17 protein-coding genes and 1 tRNA gene are annotated in these 19058 nt (G+C 63.6%); 4 read left to right on the top strand and 14 right to left on the bottom strand.

The annotated features are described in order from the left end of the window. Nucleotide 1: 1 nt before the first annotated feature. Both AC2CGW_RS24715 and rluC read right to left on the bottom strand, forming a co-directional pair. Complete coding sequence (locus AC2CGW_RS24715) at nucleotides 2-682, bottom strand: HAD family hydrolase (protein ID WP_484574749.1); 681 nt, start codon at nucleotides 680-682, stop codon at nucleotides 2-4. Between the two features lie 6 nt (nucleotides 683-688). Then, nucleotides 689-1645, bottom strand: a complete 957-nt coding sequence (rluC, locus tag AC2CGW_RS24710) for a 23S rRNA pseudouridine(955/2504/2580) synthase RluC (protein ID WP_186666811.1) — start codon at nucleotides 1643-1645, stop codon at nucleotides 689-691. A 742-nt stretch (nucleotides 1646-2387) separates the two neighbouring features. Here rluC and rne point away from each other — a divergent pair. Beyond that, a complete protein-coding gene (gene rne / locus AC2CGW_RS24705; RefSeq protein WP_484574748.1) occupies nucleotides 2388-5612 on the top strand; it encodes a ribonuclease E in 3225 nt (1074 codons plus the stop codon). 101 nt (nucleotides 5613-5713) lie between these two features. On the opposite strand, the gene murB is transcribed toward rne, so the two are convergent. The 8 genes from murB to AC2CGW_RS24665 all read right to left on the bottom strand — a co-directional run bounded on the left by murB (nucleotide 5714) and on the right by AC2CGW_RS24665 (nucleotide 12577). Then, complete coding sequence (gene murB, locus AC2CGW_RS24700; protein ID WP_411384064.1) at nucleotides 5714-6733, bottom strand: UDP-N-acetylmuramate dehydrogenase; 1020 nt, start codon at nucleotides 6731-6733, stop codon at nucleotides 5714-5716. After that, nucleotides 6730-7194, bottom strand: coding sequence for a low molecular weight protein-tyrosine-phosphatase (locus AC2CGW_RS24695; RefSeq protein ID WP_186666814.1), 465 nt, complete (start codon nucleotides 7192-7194; stop codon nucleotides 6730-6732). Before AC2CGW_RS24695 ends, murB begins: the two co-directional genes overlap by 4 nt. Next, nucleotides 7194-7958, bottom strand: a complete 765-nt coding sequence (gene kdsB, locus AC2CGW_RS24690; RefSeq protein ID WP_484574747.1) for a 3-deoxy-manno-octulosonate cytidylyltransferase — start codon at nucleotides 7956-7958, stop codon at nucleotides 7194-7196. The genes AC2CGW_RS24695 and kdsB overlap by 1 nt, the downstream gene beginning before the upstream one ends. Continuing rightward, complete coding sequence (locus tag AC2CGW_RS24685; protein ID WP_054893060.1) at nucleotides 7955-8140, bottom strand: Trm112 family protein; 186 nt, start codon at nucleotides 8138-8140, stop codon at nucleotides 7955-7957. Before AC2CGW_RS24685 ends, kdsB begins: the two co-directional genes overlap by 4 nt. A gap of 41 nt (nucleotides 8141-8181) precedes the next feature. Beyond that, nucleotides 8182-9177, bottom strand: a complete 996-nt coding sequence (lpxK, locus tag AC2CGW_RS24680; protein ID WP_186666816.1) for a tetraacyldisaccharide 4'-kinase — start codon at nucleotides 9175-9177, stop codon at nucleotides 8182-8184. Next, nucleotides 9177-9611 carry an ExbD/TolR family protein gene (locus AC2CGW_RS24675; protein ID WP_186666817.1) on the bottom strand — a complete coding sequence of 145 codons (435 nt, stop codon included), beginning with the start codon at nucleotides 9609-9611 and terminating at the stop codon, nucleotides 9177-9179. The genes lpxK and AC2CGW_RS24675 overlap by 1 nt, the downstream gene beginning before the upstream one ends. Continuing rightward, nucleotides 9608-10243: a MotA/TolQ/ExbB proton channel family protein gene (locus AC2CGW_RS24670; protein ID WP_054893125.1), complete on the bottom strand. Its 636-nt coding sequence runs from the start codon at nucleotides 10241-10243 to the stop codon at nucleotides 9608-9610. The genes AC2CGW_RS24675 and AC2CGW_RS24670 overlap by 4 nt, the downstream gene beginning before the upstream one ends. 111 nt (nucleotides 10244-10354) lie before the next feature. After that, the gene (locus AC2CGW_RS24665) at nucleotides 10355-12577 is read right to left on the bottom strand and encodes a DNA internalization-related competence protein ComEC/Rec2 (RefSeq protein WP_484574746.1); all 2223 of its coding nucleotides are present in this window, start codon (nucleotides 12575-12577) and stop codon (nucleotides 10355-10357) included. Nucleotides 12578-12718: 141 nt separating this feature from the next. Here AC2CGW_RS24665 and AC2CGW_RS24660 point away from each other — a divergent pair, with 141 nt between their 5' ends. Next, nucleotides 12719-13345: a DUF2062 domain-containing protein gene (locus AC2CGW_RS24660; protein ID WP_186666819.1), complete on the top strand. Its 627-nt coding sequence runs from the start codon at nucleotides 12719-12721 to the stop codon at nucleotides 13343-13345. On the opposite strand, the gene AC2CGW_RS24655 is transcribed toward AC2CGW_RS24660, so the two are convergent. The 3 genes from AC2CGW_RS24655 to AC2CGW_RS24645 form a co-directional block, all read right to left on the bottom strand. Next, on the bottom strand, nucleotides 13229-14008 hold the full coding sequence (locus tag AC2CGW_RS24655; protein ID WP_186666820.1) for an ABC transporter permease: 780 nt from the start codon (nucleotides 14006-14008) through the stop codon (nucleotides 13229-13231). The two genes, AC2CGW_RS24660 and AC2CGW_RS24655, sit on opposite strands and share 117 nt — an antisense overlap. Beyond that, on the bottom strand, nucleotides 14005-14937 hold the full coding sequence (locus AC2CGW_RS24650; RefSeq protein WP_186666821.1) for an ABC transporter ATP-binding protein: 933 nt from the start codon (nucleotides 14935-14937) through the stop codon (nucleotides 14005-14007). Before AC2CGW_RS24650 ends, AC2CGW_RS24655 begins: the two co-directional genes overlap by 4 nt. 147 nt (nucleotides 14938-15084) lie before the next feature. After that, nucleotides 15085-15708 carry a glutathione S-transferase gene (locus tag AC2CGW_RS24645; RefSeq protein WP_186666822.1) on the bottom strand — a complete coding sequence of 208 codons (624 nt, stop codon included), beginning with the start codon at nucleotides 15706-15708 and terminating at the stop codon, nucleotides 15085-15087. A gap of 184 nt (nucleotides 15709-15892) precedes the next feature. Between AC2CGW_RS24645 and AC2CGW_RS24640 the strand changes: the two genes are divergently transcribed. Both AC2CGW_RS24640 and AC2CGW_RS24635 read left to right on the top strand, forming a co-directional pair. Then, nucleotides 15893-18340, top strand: coding sequence for an acyl-CoA dehydrogenase (locus AC2CGW_RS24640; RefSeq protein ID WP_186707971.1), 2448 nt, complete (start codon nucleotides 15893-15895; stop codon nucleotides 18338-18340). A 131-nt stretch (nucleotides 18341-18471) separates the two neighbouring features. Continuing rightward, nucleotides 18472-18882 carry a PA2817 family protein gene (locus AC2CGW_RS24635; protein WP_186666824.1) on the top strand — a complete coding sequence of 137 codons (411 nt, stop codon included), beginning with the start codon at nucleotides 18472-18474 and terminating at the stop codon, nucleotides 18880-18882. A 99-nt stretch (nucleotides 18883-18981) separates the two neighbouring features. Here AC2CGW_RS24635 and AC2CGW_RS24630 read toward each other — a convergent pair. Further along, nucleotides 18982-19057: transfer RNA gene (locus AC2CGW_RS24630), tRNA-Gly, on the bottom strand. Between the last annotated feature and the right edge of the window lies 1 nt (nucleotide 19058).

Below are 19058 nucleotides of genomic sequence, written 5' to 3'. Positions count from 1 at the left end.
CTCACCTACCTTGAAATTGAAGCCGCGCGGGACCAGCCAGCCACTCACGCAACTGTGAAAAATGCTCGACGCACACCTGCGGCCCAAACTCGCCCAGCGCCTGCAGCGACATCGCGCCATAACCCACGGCAACCGAGTGCATGCCCGCATTGCTGGCCATCTGCAGATCGAATGCCGAATCTCCGACCATCAGCGCGCTGCCAGGTTCGACCTGGCAATGAGCGAGAATTTCCTCAAGCATCAACGGATGAGGCTTGCCGCGGGTTTCGTCAGCGGCACGAGTGATATCGAAATACCCCTCCCAGCCATTGGCCTTGAGCACCCGATCCAGCCCGCGACGCGCCTTGCCAGTGGCCACCGCCAGACGATACCCCTCACCGCGAAAGGCTTCCAGCGACTCCACCACCCCGTCGAACAGCGGTGACGGCTGCTGATCCAGCGCTGTGTAGATATCCGCGTAGTGCTGGCGGAAAACCTCGAGCTGCCGGGCGTCCAGATGCGGATAGAGCACCGAGATCGCCTCGCTCAGGGCCAGACCAATGATGCCCTTGACCGCGGCGTCGGCACTGGGCGCCTCGCCGGCACGCTCGGCAGCGGCGTTCATCGCCTCGACAATGCGCCCGATGGAGTCGGCCAAAGTGCCATCCCAATCGAAGATCAGCAGCTCGTAGGGTTTGCTCATGACAGATCAGGTCGCACTCAGGCGCTCCACGGTCTTGGCCCACATCTCGTCCACCGGCGCCTCGAGCTTCAACTCGCCACCATCCGGCAGGGGCACGGTCAACGCATAAGCGTGGAGGAACAGGCGTTTACCCCCCAGATCACGAATTTCGCGACTGAAGTCTTCATCGCCGTACTTGCTGTCACCGGCGATCATGTGCCCGGCATGGAGCGTGTGCACACGGATCTGGTGGGTGCGACCGGTAATCGGTCGCGCCTCGACCATGGTGGCGAACTCACCGAAGCGGCGCAGCACACGGAAAAGCGTCAACGCCTCCTTGCCCTCTTCGTCTACCTCGACCATGCGCTCTCCCGAGCGCAGGTTGCTTTTCTGCAGGGGCGCATTGACCTGTTTCTTCGAGGTTGGCCAGTGCCCGCGCACCAAAGCCATGTAGCGCTTGTCGACGCCATCGCCGCGCAGGGCTGCGTGCAGGTGACGCAGCATGCTGCGCTTCTTGGCGATCATCAGCAGCCCCGAAGTGTCGCGGTCCAGTCGGTGCACCAGTTCGAGCTCCTTGGCATCCGGACGCAACTGACGCAGCGCCTCGATCACCCCGAAACTCAGGCCACTGCCGCCGTGCACGGCGATACCGGCAGGCTTGTTCATCACGATCAGCGCCTTGTCTTCGTAGACGATCGCCGCTTCCAGCCGCTGCAACAACCCCTGCGCCACGGGAGCAGGCTCGTCGCGCTCGGGCAATCGGACAGGCGGCACGCGCACGATGTCACCAGCCTGCAGCTTGTATTCGGGCTTGATGCGCCCCTTGTTCACCCGCACCTCTCCCTTGCGCAGGATGCGATAGACCAGGGTCTTGGGCACGCCCTTGAGGGCCGTGATGAGGAAGTTGTCGATGCGTTGGCCGGCAAGTTCCGGCGCGACTTCGATCAGCTGAACGCCGGAAGTCGGGGGATTATTGGTCGTCATTGCTGGATCATAACAATTTTTTATGGAATTGAAGCACTTAATGATTACTGCTATAGTCGCGAACGCCGCCAAAAGCGGTAGGTCAGTACCGCACGGTTTCGAACCGGCCCTGACCAACGCAATTCTCGAGGACGCGAGGCCGTCCGACGGGGTTTTCGCCAGTTTACCGAAATGCCTGGAATCGCCACCAGCGCCGAGCAGAGAAGAACGAAAAAAAACGACAAGTGCGGTGTTTCACCTCCCTCCTGTTCTTTTTCGCATGCCCCTGCCCCGCCTCGTCGCTTCCGTGCAGCGCCTGGCGAATGCTTCGGAAATACCTGCCTTGGACATGAATGGCGCCAGCCCAGAATCTGCGCTGGCGAAAAATGCAACCCGTTGCGGATTCAGCGCGCGGCAGCACCCGAATTATCAGGGATACGTGCAGGGTGGAGATGTACAGCCCGGACCGTACAGCACGGCCGGCCACCGGCCCACTGTAATGGCCCGGCGAGCGGAACCGGTGTTTGCAGATGCCCCAGAGGCGTCCACGGCCCTCGGCTGATTCCTCCTCCTGACTGAGTGCGATAGGCACCGCAGCAAACAGGACGCGTCGTCGCGACAACGGCAGGCTGGGCAACCGGCTGGTGCCGAACGTCGTTTGACACGGGGGTGGCACGCTACCCTTTGCGCACCTTGGCACCGACCATGAGAAGTCGTGTGTGCCGAACGCCGTTTCCGGCAGCCCGGAAACCGACGGTACAACATGAAAAGAATGCTGATTAACGCGACTCAACCCGAAGAGTTGCGTGTAGCCCTGGTGGATGGCCAACGCCTCTACGACCTGGATATCGAATCCGGCGCGCGTGAGCAGAAAAAGGCCAACATCTACAAAGGCAAGATCACCCGCATCGAACCCAGCCTCGAAGCCGCCTTCGTCGACTTCGGCTCCGAACGTCACGGCTTCCTGCCGCTGAAGGAAATCTCCCGCGAGTACTTCAAGAAGTCCCCTGAAGGTCGGGTGAACATCAAGGAAGTGCTGAGCGAAGGCCAGGAAGTCATCGTTCAGGTCGAAAAGGAAGAACGTGGCAACAAGGGCGCAGCCCTGACCACCTTCATCAGCCTCGCCGGCCGCTACCTGGTACTGATGCCCAACAACCCACGCGCTGGCGGCATTTCCCGTCGCATCGAAGGCGAAGAGCGCAACGAGCTGCGCGAAGCCCTCAACGGCCTGACCGTTCCCGGCGACATGGGCCTGATCGTGCGCACTGCAGGCCTGGGCCGCAGCAGCGAAGAGATGCAGTGGGACCTCGACTACCTGCTGCAGCTCTGGACCGCCATCAAGGAAGCCTCCCAGGACCGCGTCGCGCCTTTCCTGATCTACCAGGAAAGCAATGTCATCATCCGCGCCATTCGCGACTACCTGCGCCAGGACATCGGCGAAGTACTGATCGACAGCATCGACGCCCAGGAAGAAGCCCTGACCTTCATCCGCCAGGTGATGCCGCAGTACGCCAGCAAGGTCAAGCTGTATGAAGACAGCGTCCCGCTGTTCAACCGTTTCCAGATCGAAAGCCAGATCGAGACCGCGTTCCAGCGTGTGGTCGACCTGCCGTCCGGCGGTTCGATCGTCATCGACCCGACCGAAGCACTGGTCTCCATCGACATCAACTCGGCGCGCGCCACCAAAGGCAGCGACATCGAGGAAACCGCCCTGCAGACCAACCTGGAAGCGGCTGAGGAAATCGCCCGCCAGCTGCGCCTGCGTGACATCGGCGGCCTGATCGTCATCGACTTCATCGACATGACCCCGGCCAAGAACCAGCGCGCCGTCGAGGAACGCGTACGCGAATGCCTCGAAGCCGACCGCGCCCGCGTTCAGGTCGGTCGCATCTCGCGCTTCGGCCTGCTGGAGATGTCCCGCCAGCGCCTGCGTCCGTCGCTGGGCGAAAGCAGCGGCATCGTCTGCCCACGCTGCTCGGGCACCGGCATCATCCGTGACGTCGAATCCCTCTCGCTGGCGATCCTGCGCCTGATCGAGGAAGAAGCGCTGAAGGACCGTACCGCCGAGGTACGCGCACAAGTGCCGATCCCGGTAGCTGCCTTCCTGCTCAACGAGAAGCGCAACTCGATCACCAAGATCGAACTGCGCACCCGTGCGCGCATCATCATCCTGCCGAACGATCACCTGGAAACCCCGCACTTCGAAGTCCAGCGCCTGCGCGACGACAATCCGGACGTGCTGAACAACCAGTCGAGCTATGAGATCGCCACCAGCGAAGCCGAGGAAGCGCCGCAACCAACCGCTACCCGCACCCTGGTTCGCCAGGAAGCTGCAGTGAAGACCGCTCCGGCTCGTACCAACGCCCCTGAGCCGAGCGCGAGCGAAGCACAACCTGCTGCAACCGCTCCAGCGCCTGTCGCTGCGCCAGAGCCAAGCCTGTTCAAGGGCCTGGTCAAGTCGCTGGTCAGCCTGTTCGCCGGCAAGGAAGAACCTGTCGTCGCTCCGGCCGCTACTCCCGAGAAGCCAACCACCGAGCGCACCCAGCGCAACGAGGAGCGCCGCAACGGCCGTCAGCAGAGCCGCAACCGCAATGGCCGCCGCGATGAAGACCGCAAGCCGCGTGAAGAGCGCAGTGAGCGCGCCCCACGCGAAGAGCGCCAGCCACGTGAAGAGCGTGCGCCACGCGAAGAGCGCGCACCTCGTGAAGAACGCGCTCAACGCGAAGAACGTGCTCCACGTCAACCGCGCGAAGACCGTCGCGGTAATCGTGAAGAACGCGTCCGCGAATTGCGCGAGCCACTGGATACCGCCCCGGCGGCCCGTGAGGAGCGTGCTCCACGCGAAGAGCGTGCACCTCGCGAGGAACGCGTAGCCCGCGAAGAGCGCACACCACGCGAAGAACGTGCCCCACGCGAAGATCGCGCACCTCGTGAAGAGCGTCCAGCCCGTGAGGAACGCGCACCACGCGAGGAGCGTGAAGAGCGCGCACCACGTGAAGAACGCCAACCACGCCAGCCGCGCGAAGAGCGCCAGCCACGCGCCGCCGAACAGGCTGCCGAGGCAAGCGAGGAGCAACTGCCGAACGAAGAACTGCTGCAGGACGAGCAGGAAGGCGCCGATGGCGAGCGCCCTCGTCGCCGCTCCCGTGGCCAGCGTCGTCGCAGCAACCGTCGTGAGCGCCAGCGCAATGCCAATGGCGAGCTGATCGACGGCGACGAAGAAGCCGGCGAAGAGCAACAGCCACAGCAGCACAAAGCCACTGAGCTGGGTGCCGAACTGGCCGCAGGCCTGGCGGTCACCGCCGCCGTTGCCAGCAGCAATATCAGTGCCGACGCCGAGGCCCAGGCCAACGAGCAGGCCGAGCGCGCTACCGCTACCGTCGTCGAGACCGACGACCGTGAAGTAGTTCAGAGCGCCGAGCCGGCAGAGGTTGTCGCCAAGGCCGAGGAAGTCGCGATCGCGCCTGTTGTCGAGCAGCCGGTCAATGAACCTGTGGCCGTGGTCGAACCCGGTATCGAGCCTGTCGTCGAAGCACCTGCACAACCACAGGCCGAAGTGGCCACAAGCAAGCCTGCGCCTGCAGTCGAAGCACCAGCCATCGAAGCACCGGCCGTGGAAGCGGGCGAAGCAGAGAAAGCACCGGTTGCTGAGACTGTCGTAGAGCAAGCACCTGCTGCCGAAGCCGAAGTGATCGAGCCTGTCGTGGTCGAGCCAGTGGCTGTCGAGGCAGCACCGGTCGTCGCCGAAGCAGCCCCTGCCGAGGCGCCTGCGCCTGCTGCAGCCGAAGCGGCTCCTGTCGAAGAGCCGGCTGTCGCCGAAGCGACCACCGTCATGCTGCCGAACGGCCGTGCGCCGAACGACCCGCGTGAAGTGCGTCGCCGCAAGCGTGAGGCTGAAGCCGCCGCTGCTGCCGCAGCCCAGGCTGCCGCCGAAGCGGCCCCGGCGCTGGAAACCACCGAGGATGAGCACAAACCTCACCACGGCTGATTCCGACAGCTGAATGAAAAACCCCCGCCAGTTCGCACTGGCGGGGGTTTTTCTTTATCGCTCAAAACCCAGGGAAGCAGGGCCAGCCTGACAGGTGGCAATCAGTACAGATTCGGCTCCATCTCCAACTCGACGCCGAACCGCTCCAGAATATCTGCCTGGATTCGCTGCGCCAGGGCATGCAACTGTGCGCCACTCGCCTGGCCGTAGTTGACCAGCACCAGCGACTGCAAACGATGCACGCCAGCATCACCCTCACGGTAGCCCTTCCAGCCCGCCTGCTCGATCAGCCAGCCTGCCGCCAGCTTGACCTGCCCCTCAGCCTGGGGATAAGCCACCAGGTTCGGATAACGCGCGCGAATACCCTCGGCCAACTGCGCCGAGACCACCGGGTTCTTGAAGAAGCTGCCAGCATTGCCCAGCTCCGCCGGATCCGGAAGCTTTTCGCGACGAATACTGCAGATGGCATCGCTGATGGCCTGTGCAGTCACCTCCTGCACACCCTGCTCTTGCAGGCGCTGTCGAACCGGCCCGTAGTCCAGGTGCGCACGCAATGTACGACTCAGCACGAAACGCACCCGCAGGATCAACCAACGACCTGGGTTGCGCTTGAACACGCTGTCGCGATAGGCGAACGCACATTCGTCCAGCGTGAAGTCACGCAACTCGCCAGTCTCACGATCCAGAGCGGTCAAGCCTGCGAACACATCCTTGATCTCGACCCCGTACGCGCCGACGTTCTGCATCGGTGCCGCGCCGACCGTACCGGGAATCAGGCTTAGGTTCTCCAGCCCGCACAGGCCCTGCGCCAGGCTCCATTGCACGAAAGGATGCCAGGGTTCGCCTGACTCGGCCTCGATCACGACACGCTCGCCATCATCACTGAGGATGCGTCGGCCACAACTGGCCATGTGTAGCACCAAGGCATCGACGTCGCGTGTCAGCAACAGGTTGCTGCCGCCACCGACAATCAGCACCGGCAGCTGCCGTTGCTCGGCCAGCTTCAGGGCCTGGCGAACTTCTTCGTCGTCATGGGCCTGGGTGAGGTAGCGCGCTGCGACGTCGATACCGAAGGTGTTGAACGGCTTGAGCGATACACGCTCCTGCCACTGCGCTGTCATAACCGCCCCTTGATTTCCACGACCAGCTCATGGCAGGCCGCTTCGATCAGGTCCAGAACCTGCTCGAATCCCTCGGCACCGCCATAGTAAGGGTCCGGCACCTCGTCCAGCGCCGCGCCATACCTGCGCAGAAACAGGTCGAGTTCGCCGCGAGCATCGTGTGGGCGCAGCGCCTGCAGATTACCCAGATTGCTCTTGTCCATGGCCAGGATCAGATCGTACTCACCGAAGTGAGCGGCCTTGACCTGCTGCGCGCGCTGGCGCGACAAGTCATACCCCCGCGCCAGGGCAGCCTTGCAGGTGCGACTATCGGGCGCCTTGCCCACGTGCCAGCCTCCGGTCCCTGCAGACGCCACCTGTACGCGCTCAGCGAGTCCGGCAACCTGTAACTGGTGGCGCAGCACACCCTCGGCGGTGGGTGAACGGCAGATATTGCCCAGGCAAACGAACAGTACGCGCATCAGCCCTCCAGCAAGCGCCGGACGCGCTCCAGGTCTTCAGGGGTGTCGACACCCACCGCGGGCGCTTCGATGGCGTCCTCGACGTGGATCCGCACGCCATGCCAAAGCGCCCGCAACTGCTCCAGGGCCTCGGTCTGCTCGAGCCAGCACGGGCCCCAGCCGACGAAATCCTGCAGGAAGCCGACACGGTAGGCATACATGCCGATATGACGGCGATACGGCACACCTTCCGGCAGCACGTCGCGCTGTTTGGCGAAGGCATCGCGCGCCCAGGGCAGCGGCGCACGGCTGAAGGTCAGGGCAAGGCCGTTCTTGTCGCTGACCACCTTGACCGCGTTGGGGTTGAACACGCTTTGCGGCTCGTGGATCGGCTCGGCCAGGGTTGCGATACCCGCCTCGGGGTGAGCAGCCAGGTTGGCGGCCACCTGATCGATGATCACCGGCGGGATCAACGGTTCGTCGCCCTGCACGTTGACCACGATGGCGTCTGGCGGCAAGCCCAGGTGCGCGACGACCTCGGCCAGACGATCGGTGCCCGACTCATGGTCGGCACGGGTCATCAGCGCTTCGGCGCCAAAGGCCTGGCATGCCTCGAGGATGCTGGCATCGTCGGTAGCAATGACTACCCGTGCAGCACCGCTCTTGCGCGCCTGCTCCCAGACATGCTGGATCATCGGCTTGCCAGCGATCGGCAGCAACGGCTTGCCCGGCAGGCGGGTCGAGCGCAGCCGGGCAGGAATTACCACAGTGAAGTCCAGGCTCATTTGTCCAGACGCTCGTCGTCGCTCAGGGTGCGCGCCTCGCTCTCCAGCATGACCGGGATGCCGTCGCGGATCGGATAGGCCAGGCCGGCGCCCTTGCTGATCAGCTCAGTCTTGTCGGCGCTGAGCTTGAGCGGGCTTTTGGTGATCGGGCAGGCCAGGATATCGAGCAGTTTGGTGTCCATGGAGGTGTCCTTGAGGCCGAAGGCCGGAAAGTGGAAGTGATTCAAGGCAGCAGACGAGCGAGCTGCGCATCGAACCAGGCGACGAAGGATGGAGACGGTTCGGCATCTACGGCCAGGTACCACCAGTCGTCACCTGCAAAGTCACGGCATTTCACCGCGTCCTTTTCGGTCATGACCAATGGCAGTGGTGGTTCGAATGCCAGGCTCTGGGCATTGAACTGCGCATGGTCGGCGAAAGGATGCGGCACAGGCTGCCAGTCTAGCCCTTGCAAGGTATTGAAGAAACGTTGCGGGTTGCCAATGCCAGCTACGGCATGAAGGGCCTGACCCGCAGGAAAATGTGCGAGTGGACGGCGCTCGCCGGTGCGCAGATTGACCAATGCACTCGGGCGCAGACCGAACGCGAATCCACCCGACGGATCGACGGTGGCACCGTTGTGCAGCACTGCACCGACGCCCTCCAGGCGCTCGACCGGCTCACGCAAAGGGCCGGCAGGCAGGCATCGGCCGTTGCCAAGGCCGCGGGCCGCGTCGATCAGCACCAGCTCCAGGTCGCGCGCCAGCCGGTAATGCTGCATGCCGTCATCACAGAGAATCAGGTCCAAGGACTCGCTGGCCAACAGCGCTTGCACGGCACGGGATCGGTCAGGGTCGATCATCAGCGGCACGTCAGTACGCTGCACGATCAGCAACGGTTCATCTCCAGCCTGCACAGCGCTCTGGCTGGCCTGGACCCGCCAAGGGAAATGCGGCGGCTTGGCGCCATATCCACGGCTGACCACACCAACCTTCAGCCCCTGGCTTCGACAATGTTCAATCAGCCAGAGGATCATCGGCGTCTTGCCGGTTCCTCCGACAGTGATATTACCCACCACGACGACCGGCACCGGAGCCCGATAGCTGGGGCTTTCGCCACTGAGGAAACGCGCACGCTTACGCGTCACCACACGCCGGTAAAGGGCTTCGAGCGGACGCAACAGCGCCAGGGCGGGATGGCCTTGGTACCAGGCGGCGAGCAGACGATCGGCGAAAGCCATCAGGGCGTCCCCGGGGCCGCCTCGACGGTGGTCATGCGCAGGTGGCTGAAGCCGAGCTTGCCAGCAGCATCCATCGCAGTGATCACCGCCTGGTGCGGGGTCTTGCCATCGGCACTGATCGCCAGGGGCAAGGTGTTGTCTCCCCCGGATTCGCGCTCAAGTGCCTCGGTCAGGGTGGCCAGGTCGCTCTTGGGTAGCAGGTGGTTGTTCACCGAATACACGCCATCGGCGCTGATCGTCACCTCCACCAGCTTGCCATCCAGCGGCGCCGCCGGTGCGCCGCTGGCCGCCTCGGGCAACTCGACGCGCAGCTGGGTCTCACGGGTGAAGGTGGTCGTGACCACGAAAAACAGCAAGAGCACGAACACCACGTCGATCAGCGATGCCAGGTTGATGTCGACGTTCTCGCGCTGTCGATTGCGCCGGAACTTCACGCCTTGCCTCCGGCCACCTCGACCTCGCGGTCGCCCTGCAGCACCTCGACCAGCTTGATCGCCTCCTGCTCCATGCCGACCACCAGCTCATCGATGCGGCGCAGCAGGAAACGGTGGAAGAATACCGCGGGGATACCCACCATCAGGCCCGCTGCGGTGGTGACCAGCGCCTTGGAGATACCACCAGCGAGCACCGCGGCGTTGGCCGTCATCTGCGAGCCCATGAACGCACTGAAAATGTCGATCATGCCGAGCACGGTGCCAAGCAGGCCGAGCAGCGGCGCCATTGCAGCGATGGTGCCCAGGGTGCTGATGTAGCGCTCGAGCTCGTGGATGACCCGGGAGGCGGCCTCCTCGATGCATTCTTTCATGATCTCGCGGCCATGGCGGGAGTTTGCCAGGCCCGCGGCGAGAATCTCGCCCAGGGGGGAGTCGGCACGCAGGGCCTTGAGCTTGTCACTGGTCAGTTGCTTGTCCTTGATCCACATCCATACCTGGCCCAACAGATGCGGTGGCGTGACGCGACTGGCACGCAGGGTCCACAGGCGTTCGACGACAATCGCCATGGCTGCGACGGAGCTCAGAATGATCGGCAGCATCATCCAGCCGCCGGACTTGACCAATTCCCACACAGTAAGCATCCCCCTGAAAAAGGCCGCCACTCTACCATAGGCAGGCATGGGGCTCATCTGCCGAAGGTCAGCGGGCTGTCGGGTGATTCGCATATTTCAGGCCTGCACAACCTACGAAGGCGGCTCACGCCAAAAGCGCCGCTGCGCACGCAATCCCTCGACCTCTCCCCGACTGCCCAGTTGCAGGCGCAGCGCCCCGTGCAATGCCGTGTCATGCACCGCCAACCCATGCCGCCGATAGCGCTCGATTACCTGCGGGTGCGGGTGACCAAAGCCATTGTATCGCCCACGGGAAATCATCACGCCACGCGGCGCGATAGCGCGGATGAAGGGCTCGGTGGAGGAACTGCGGCTGCCGTGATGCGGTGACTGCAGCCAGTCGACACGCGCCGCATCGGCGGATACCAGCCAGGCGCGCTCGGCGGCTGCCTCCATGTCACCAGCCAGCAGCAAGCGCTCGCCCTGAGCCTCGACCAGCAGCACGCAGGAGCGGTCGTTACTGCTCTTGCCACCCGGCCAGTGCCAAAGCGAGAAAATCACGCCATCCCACTCCCAGCGCTCACCACTGCTGCACACCTCCGCGTTCAAGGCTGCGGGCAACTCCCGCGCCTCGCCAGCCAGCACCCGCACCACTGGCAGGCCGCGCCGCACAGCCAGAGCGCCACCAGCGTGGTCGGCATGTGCATGGCTGATCAGCATCAGATCGAGCCGGTTGACGCCCAACCCGCGCAAGGTCGGCAATACCACGCTCTGCCCAAGGTCACTGGTGCCCATCGCCGGCCCGGCATCGTAGAGCAGGCTGTGATGCTGCGTGCGCAGCAACACCGCCAGGCCCTGACCGACATCCAGTTGCCACACCTCCACCTCTGCGTGCGGCACCTGCTCGCGAGGCGTCCACAGCGCCAGCAGCATCACCGCACCCAGCCCTCGCAGCGGCACGCCACGTGGCAGCAGGAGCAGCACCGCACCCGCACAGACCAGCCCCCACGCCCACAGCGAAAGCGACGGGGGCGTCCAGGCTGGCCGCCATTCGGCCAGCAGGCCGAGCCCGCGAAACATCAGGTCGATCAATCCACCTGCCAGCCACAGCAATGACTCGCCCACCCCCGTCAACGGCAATGCTACCGTTCCAAGCAGGGCCAACGGCAACACCGCCAGGCTAATCCAAGGTACTGCCAGGAGATTGACCAAGGGCGCGGTCAGACTGACCGGTAGCCCCAACGCCAGCAGCGCGGGCAACAAACCGACAGCGATCGCCCATTGAGCGCGACTCCAGGCCTGCCAAGGCCGCCAGCCACCCAGGCGCGCGCTGAAGCAGTAGATCAATACCGCCACCGCAGCAAAAGACAGCCAGAAGCCCGGCATCAGGCTGGCCAAGGGCTCGAACAGCAATACGCCGACCAATGCCAGCAACAGGGGGAAAAACGCTCCTAAATGACGAAAGCGCAGACGCCAGGCCAAGACAGTGGCCAGCATCAGGCAGGCACGCTGCACCGGCACCTGAAAGCCAGCGAGCGCGCCATAAGCCAGGGCTGCCGCCATCGCCAGGCCACACGCCCAAGGCAACCAGGGTAGCCTCCCAGGCCAGGCGCCCAGCCGCGCCAACCCAGCAACCAGCCCATAGACCAACCCCGCCAGCAAGCCTATGTGCTGCCCCGAGATCACCATCAGGTGCACGGTGCCGGTCGCCTGCAGTGCCTGCCAGTCCTCCCGCGCCAGTCCAGAACCGTCACCGAGCACCAGCGCAGCCAGCACCGCCTCCCGCCCCTGGGCGTCCACCGCCAGCACGCGCTGGCGCAGCCTGTCGCGCCAGCACCCGGTTGCCGGAGCCAGCATCTCCCCGGCCTTGACCGATCCGGTGGCACCTATTCGCCGCGCCAGCAGCATCGCTTCGCGGTCGGGACCATGAGGATTGAGCAGCCCCTGAGGGCGTCTGAGGTTGACCGCGAGTCGCCAGCGCTCGCCAGCCCTGACCATGGGACCCTCGAACCAGCTCAGTTGCATCCGGCGGGGCAACTGCGCACGTCGGGACTGCGCTTCGTCCAGTTCGAAACGCACGCTGCGACCAGACTGGGTCGCCAGCCCTATCACCCTGCCCTCCAGCCACAGCGTGCGCCCATCGAGCTCGGCGACCAGACGATCATCAAGGGCCTGCTGCGCCGACCAGCAGGCCCAGCTCATCCCCAACAGGAACCACCCTATCGGCCACGCACGAGTGAACAGGCACATCAGTGCCGACAAGAACAGAAGGAACAGCCACCCGACCGACGGCAAGGCAGGCAAGAGACCCAGGCTCAACAACCCGAGCGCCAGCGCAGACATCCCTGTGCGCATGAAGTAAAGCTCCGCAGCGTAATCGCCCCGTCAGGCTAGGCCTGTTTGGCCGCCGAGCTCACTCAACAATTGTCACAAACTCTGAACGAGGCTGACGTGGAATCAAGGCATACTCGCCCTATTCGAGCCCCGGGAGCCTACATGCCGCGCCGTCTCTTCAAACGCTACATGCCGGATCCGACCAGCATTCGGGAACACAAGTCCTTACGCTTTTTCGGCCGATTGCTGCACGACCCCAACCTCTGGCACCTGAATCGCCATTCGGTGGCGCGCGCCATGGGCGTCGGGCTGTTCGCGGCGCTCATCCCCATCCCCATGCAGATGCTGCTGGCTGCCGCCCTGGCGATACCGGTACGCGGCAACCTGCCCATCGCGGTCAGCCTGGTCTGGCTGACCAACCCGCTGACCATGCCACCGGTGTTCTTCGTCACCTACATGACCGGCGCCTGGCTGATGCAGATTCCCCCGCGAACGCTACCGGAGGAACTGACCTTCGAATGGATCACTGACCAGTTGTCCACCGTCTGGCAGCCGTTCCTGCTCGGCTCGGTGGTGTGCGGCGTGATACTGGGCCTGGCCGCCTACTTCACCACCTTGCTCTACTGGCGCTGGTGGGTCGGCCGGCAGTGGCGCCGGCGCAAATGCAGGATGTCATGCACGCATGCCGCGACCACTGACCAGCAGGCGGACGCACAGGGCATAGAGCACCACGGTAGCCACCAGCATGAAGGTGATCGCCGTACCAATGCTGATATCCGACACCCCTAGAATGCCGTAGCGGAACGAGTTGACCATGTGCAGCACCGGGTTAGCCAGCGACACGGTCTGCCAGAAAGGTGGCAGCAGGTTGATGGAGTAGAACACGCCACCCAGGTAGGTCAGCGGTGTCAGAACAAAAGTCGGGATGATCGAGATATCGTCGAAGTTGCGCGCAAACACGGCATTGACGAACCCCAGTAGCGAGAAGATCGTCGCCGTCAGCAACACCACGACGATGGTCACACCCAGGTGATGCACCTGCAGATGGGTGAAGAACATCGACAGGAGAGTCACGATCACGCCCACCGCCAGGCCACGCAAGACACCACCAAGGGTGTAGCCGACAAGAATGGTGTGCGGCGAGACCGGCGAGACCATCAACTCCTCGATCGAACGCTGGAACTTGCTGCCGAAGAAGCTCGATACCACGTTGCCGTAGGAGTTGGTGATCACCGACATCATGATCAGCCCCGGCACGATGTACTCCATGTAGGTGAAGCCACCCATGTCGCCGATCTGACGGCCGATCAGGTTACCAAAGATGACAAAGTACAGAACCATGGTGATCGCCGGCGGCAGCAGGGTCTGCGGCCAGATACGCAGGAAGCGTCGAACCTCGCGATAGACAATCGTATTCAGGGCGACCCAGTTGGTGCGCAGTTCCACACTCATACCGCCACCTTCGACAGGTTCTTTTCCACCAGGGCCACGAACAACTCCTCGAGTCGGTTGGTCTTGTTGCGCAGGCTCTGCACCTCGATGTTCTGCAGCGCCAATTGGCCGAACAACGCAGTGATGCCGATATCCTTTTCTACCTGCACTTCCAGCGTATGCGGCGTGATCAGCCGGCACGGGTAGCCTTGCAGCGTCGGCGCCACGGGCAGGTCCTGCTTGAGATCGAGGACAAAGGTCTCGACATGCAGCTTGCCCAGCAACTGGCGCATGCTGGTGTTCTCGACGATGGTGCCGTGGTCGATGATGCCGATGTTGCGGCACAGCTGTTCGGCTTCCTCGAGATAGTGCGTGGTGAGGATGATGGTGATGCCTTTCTGGTTCAGCTCGGTGAGGAAACTCCACATCGAGCGACGCAGTTCGATGTCCACGCCAGCCGTCGGCTCGTCGAGGATCAACAGGCGCGGCTCATGGATCAGCGCACGGGCGATCATCAGGCGCCGCTTCATGCCGCCGGACAGCGACCGCGACTGCACGTCACGCTTGTCCCACAACCCCAGTTGGGTGAGGTACTGCTCGGCACGCTCCTTGGCCAGCTTCGGCGGGATGCCATAGTAGCCAGCCTGGGTGACGACGATGTCGAAGGTCTTCTCGAACTGGTTGAAGTTGAACTCCTGGGGCACCACGCCGATGCTGCGCTTGAGCGCGGCAGGCTGGCGGTCCAGGTCGTGACCGAAGACATTCACCGTGCCGCTGGTCTTGTTCACCAGGGTCGAAAGAATGCCGATGGTGGTGGATTTGCCGGCGCCATTGGGGCCGAGCAAGGCGAAGAAATCACCTTCGGCGACCTCCAGGTCGATGCCCTTCAGGGCCTGAAAGCCGTTGCCGTAGGTCTTGGTCAGCTGTCTTATGGACAGGGCAGAACTCATAGCGGGTCACGTACCGAAGAAAAAGGTTCAGGACACGCCAGGTCAAGTCACTGGCGCAGTGAGTAGTGCGGCCATGGTGCAAGGCCTGACCGCACAAGTACAGTCATGTGTATCGATAGTGACTATCGAAACGGGCGGGGTATCCGCTCAAGTCAGTGCCGTCATCACCGCTTTCTGATAGGCCGGACGCGCCTTCAGGCGCTCGTACCAGGCCTGCAGGTGAGGGAGCTCGGGGCGTTCGATGGGCATCTCGAACCAGCCGTAGGCAAAGCAGCCCAGCGGAATGTCGCCCATGCCGATCTGCTCACCGGAGAGGTAGGGCTGGGTGGCCAGCGCCTTGTCGACGATCGCCAGCAACTCGCCGCACTTTTCCCGCGCAGCGTTGATCGCCGTCCAGTCACGCTCGTTCTCTGGCGTACGCAGCATGCCCCAGAACAGCGGGCGGAACGGCGCGGCGAAGGACGAGGTGGTCCAGTCCATCCATTTGTCCGCTAGGGCGCGCTGACGCGGATCGTCCAGATACCAGCCCTGCTCGGCACCATATTCGGCGCTCAGGTAGCGCACGATGGTGTTGGACTCCCAAAGGACGAAGTCGCCATCTTCGAGCAACGGCACCAGGCCATTGGGGTTGCGGTCACGGTACTCAGGCTCGTCGACCAAGCCGAACGCCCCACCGGCGTCGATCGATTCGAACTCTAGCCCCAACTCGTGGGCAATCCACAGCGCCTTGCGCACATTGCTCGAATTCTTGCGACCCCAGATCTTCAGCATGACGACGTCCTTAGTGAGTGCAGAGGGCGAACAGTCTACTCCACAGTGACGGCACCTGTACCAGCAGACAATGCGCTGAAACTCCTGTCGCCACACCCTGTCACTGTTCATAGCGAGCCATCCGGCGCATCGCGTCTAAGCTATCCGGGATGGCGCGAGCCCAAGCTTCCAAGGAGGAAGAACTATGCTGCTGTTGTGGTTGGTGGTGCTGGTGATCGGCGCCGCATATCTCACCCATCGACGTCTGGCACCGCTGCAGATCCTCGGGGTGATCGCTGCCTATGTGTTGCTGATGGGTATCTTCGCCGACGCACCCGGCTGGCTGCTGACCGTGATCTGGCTGGTGCTGGCCGCCAAGGCCGCCCTGCTGGTGCTGCCGCAGTGGCGGCGCCAGGTGTTCACCGGCCCCGTGTTCAAATGGTTCCAGCGCACCCTGCCACCCATGTCGCAGACCGAGCGCGAGGCGATCGACGCGGGTACCGTGTGGTGGGACGGCCAACTGTTCAGCGGCCAGCCTGACTGGAACACCCTGCTCGACTACCCTGCCCCCACGCTCACCGCAGAAGAACAGGCATTCATCGATGGCCCCACCGAGGAACTCTGCGCCCTGGTCAGCGACTGGCAGATCGGCCAGGACCTCGACCTGCCGCCCGCAGCCTGGGAACACATCAAGCAGCACGGCTTCTTTGCCCTGATCATTCCCAAGGAATTCGGTGGCAAGGGCTTCTCCGCCTATGCCCACTCGCAAGTGGCGATGAAACTTGCCACCCGCAGCGGCGACCTGGCCTCGACCGTGATGGTGCCCAATTCGCTCGGCCCCGCCGAACTGCTGCTGCACTATGGCACCGATGAACAGCGTAACCACTACCTGCCGCGTCTGGCCCGTGGCGACGAAATCCCCTGCTTCGCCCTCACCGGCCCACTGGCCGGCTCCGACGCAGGCGCCATGCCTGACACCGGCATCGTCTGCAAAGGAGAATGGAACGGCGAGGAAGTCATCGGCCTTCGCCTGAACTGGGAGAAGCGCTACATCACACTCGGCCCGGTGGCCACCCTGCTGGGCCTGGCCTTCAAGGCCTACGACCCCGATCACTTGCTGGGCGAACAGGAGTCCCTGGGTATCAGCCTGGCACTCATCCCCACCGACACCCCGGGCGTGCAGATCGGCAAGCGCCATCTGCCGCTGGGTGCCGCCTTCATGAACGGCCCGAACAGCGGCAAGGACGTGTTCGTGCCTCTGGACTTCCTCATCGGCGGCAAGGACATGCTCGGCAAGGGCTGGATGATGCTGATGAACTGCCTGTCGGTCGGTCGCTCCATCTCGCTGCCCGCGGTCGGCACTGGCGCTGCCAAGTACACCAGCCTGGTCACCGGCCAGTACGCCCGCATCCGCGAGCAGTTCAACGTGCCGCTGTCCGCCTTCGAGGGCATCCAGGAATCGCTGGCACGGATAGGTGGCAACGCCTGGCTGATGGACAGCGCCCGCCTGCTCACCGCAAAGGCAGTGGACCTGGGCGAAAAACCCTCGGTGCTTTCGGCAATCCTCAAGTACCACCTGACCGAACGCGGCCGTGAATGCATCCAGCACGCCATGGACGTACACGGTGGCAAGGGCATCATCATGGGCCCGAACAACTACCTGGGTCGCAACTGGCAGGGCGCGCCGATCTTCATCACCGTCGAGGGCGCCAACATCCTGTCGCGCAACCTGATGATCTTCGGACAGGGCGCGATCCGCTGCCACCCCTTCGTCCTCAAGGAAATGGCCCTCGCCGGGCGCGAGGATCGCGAGCAGGCGCTCAACGAGTTCGACGATCTGCTGATGAAGCACATCATGTTCGCCGCCAGCAATGCTGCCAGCACCTTCGTGCTCGGGATCGGGCTGGGACGCTTCGAGAAGGCGCCGGGCGACGCCCTCAGCCAGGGCTACTTCCGTGCACTGAACCGTCAGGCGGCCGCATTCGCCTTGCTTGCCGACCTGTCGATGATGCTGCTCGGTGGCGCACTGAAGCGGCGCGAACGCCTGAGCGCGCGCCTGGGGGATGTCCTCAGCTACCTGTACCTGTCATCTGCAGCGCTCAAGCGCTATCACGACCTCGGCTCACCCGAGCACATGCAACCCCTGCTGCGCTGGGCGCTGGAAGAAAGCCTGGGGCAGGCCGAAAAGGCCCTCGATCGGCTGCTCGACAACTTCCCCAATCGCTTCATCGGCTGTGCGTTGCGGGTTCTGGTATTCCCGTTCGGTCGCCGCCATACCGGGCCAAGCGATGAACTGGATAAAGAGGTGGCTGAACTGATCGGCCGACGCAAGGGTGATCCGGCCCTGGAGGAGCTGCTGGCGGGCTGCTTCCGCCCTGACGGCGAAGGTGATCCGGTAGCCGCCCTGCAGACAGCTTGCGACCTGCTGGACGAGGTGGCGCCACTGCACAAGGCGCTGCACCAGGGGCTCAAGGAGGGCAAGGTGCATCCGGCACCGGGCCAGTCGGACATCGAAGCCGCCGTGCAGGCTGGCGTGCTGCAGGCTGATGAGGGCGAGAGACTCCATGCAGCCGAAGCTGCACGTCGGACAGTGATCGATGTGGATGCTTTCGACAAGGCACAACTGCTGCCCGTGGAGGGCAAGGTGCGCTAAGTACCGTCAGTCGCACGGATCGCCGGCACCTGACGGTCCGGCGGTCAGGGCAGAGCGAGGCTGCGCCTGCCCCGGCGGGGCAAAACCTGCGTATACTCCGGCCCCCGTTTCAATACCAGAGGATCGCCCCCATGGCCAACCCCCACCTGGAGTACCACCTGCAACTGCTCCAACACCTGCGCACCATCCTGGTGGCCCTGGGCGACGCCGAGCAAGTGCCGGAAGAAAGCCACGCCCTGTTCCTCGAACGCTTCGACGAACTGCTGACCCTGCTGCCGCAGAATCCACTGGAAAGCCAGTACCTGGGCCAGGACCTGATCTGCCAGGTGATCACGCGCTACCCGCAGATCGCTCACCTGGTCCCGCGCGACCTGTTGTGGTTCTTCGGCGGCGACTGCCTGCACTACATGCCCGATGAGGAACTCGAGCTGTACCAGACCCTTGAAGAGCGTCGCTACGAAGCCGAGCAGAATGACGAGCCCTTCGACTGGAACCTGGAGAAGCAGTTGCTGAGCGCGCCTGACCAGGGCGAGCGCCACTGAGCAAAAAGGCCGCGGGCATTACAAATGCCCGCGGCCCCGTGGCTGCGATGTTTTTGAAGGTAAAAAAAAACGCCACTTCAACGAAGTGGCGTTTTCGAATGGAGCGGGAAACGAGACTCGAACTCGCGACCCCGACCTTGGCAAGGTCGTGCTCTACCAACTGAGCTATTCCCGCA

It is taken from the genome of Pseudomonas sp. SYWMCR5 (assembly GCF_057197165.1).
This window is presented reverse-complemented; position numbering and strand designations above follow the sequence as displayed.

Excerpts from the sequence above, each read along its gene's own strand:
- AC2CGW_RS24715 (WP_484574749.1), bottom strand. The coding sequence starts at position 682 with ATGAGCAAACCCTACGAGCTGCTGATCTTCGATTGGGATGGCACTTTG.
- rluC (WP_186666811.1), bottom strand. The coding sequence starts at position 1,645 with ATGACGACCAATAATCCCCCGACTTCCGGCGTTCAGCTGATCGAAGTC.
- rne (WP_484574748.1), top strand. The coding sequence starts at position 2,388 with ATGAAAAGAATGCTGATTAACGCGACTCAACCCGAAGAGTTGCGTGTA.
- murB (WP_411384064.1), bottom strand. The coding sequence starts at position 6,733 with ATGACAGCGCAGTGGCAGGAGCGTGTATCGCTCAAGCCGTTCAACACC.
- AC2CGW_RS24695 (WP_186666814.1), bottom strand. The coding sequence starts at position 7,194 with ATGCGCGTACTGTTCGTTTGCCTGGGCAATATCTGCCGTTCACCCACC.
- kdsB (WP_484574747.1), bottom strand. The coding sequence starts at position 7,958 with ATGAGCCTGGACTTCACTGTGGTAATTCCTGCCCGGCTGCGCTCGACC.
- AC2CGW_RS24685 (WP_054893060.1), bottom strand. The coding sequence starts at position 8,140 with ATGGACACCAAACTGCTCGATATCCTGGCCTGCCCGATCACCAAAAGC.
- lpxK (WP_186666816.1), bottom strand. The coding sequence starts at position 9,177 with ATGGCTTTCGCCGATCGTCTGCTCGCCGCCTGGTACCAAGGCCATCCC.
- AC2CGW_RS24665 (WP_484574746.1), bottom strand. The coding sequence starts at position 12,577 with ATGCGCACAGGGATGTCTGCGCTGGCGCTCGGGTTGTTGAGCCTGGGT.
- AC2CGW_RS24660 (WP_186666819.1), top strand. The coding sequence starts at position 12,719 with ATGCCGCGCCGTCTCTTCAAACGCTACATGCCGGATCCGACCAGCATT.
- AC2CGW_RS24655 (WP_186666820.1), bottom strand. The coding sequence starts at position 14,008 with ATGAGTGTGGAACTGCGCACCAACTGGGTCGCCCTGAATACGATTGTC.
- AC2CGW_RS24650 (WP_186666821.1), bottom strand. The coding sequence starts at position 14,937 with ATGAGTTCTGCCCTGTCCATAAGACAGCTGACCAAGACCTACGGCAAC.
- AC2CGW_RS24645 (WP_186666822.1), bottom strand. The coding sequence starts at position 15,708 with ATGCTGAAGATCTGGGGTCGCAAGAATTCGAGCAATGTGCGCAAGGCG.
- AC2CGW_RS24640 (WP_186707971.1), top strand. The coding sequence starts at position 15,893 with ATGCTGCTGTTGTGGTTGGTGGTGCTGGTGATCGGCGCCGCATATCTC.
- AC2CGW_RS24635 (WP_186666824.1), top strand. The coding sequence starts at position 18,472 with ATGGCCAACCCCCACCTGGAGTACCACCTGCAACTGCTCCAACACCTG.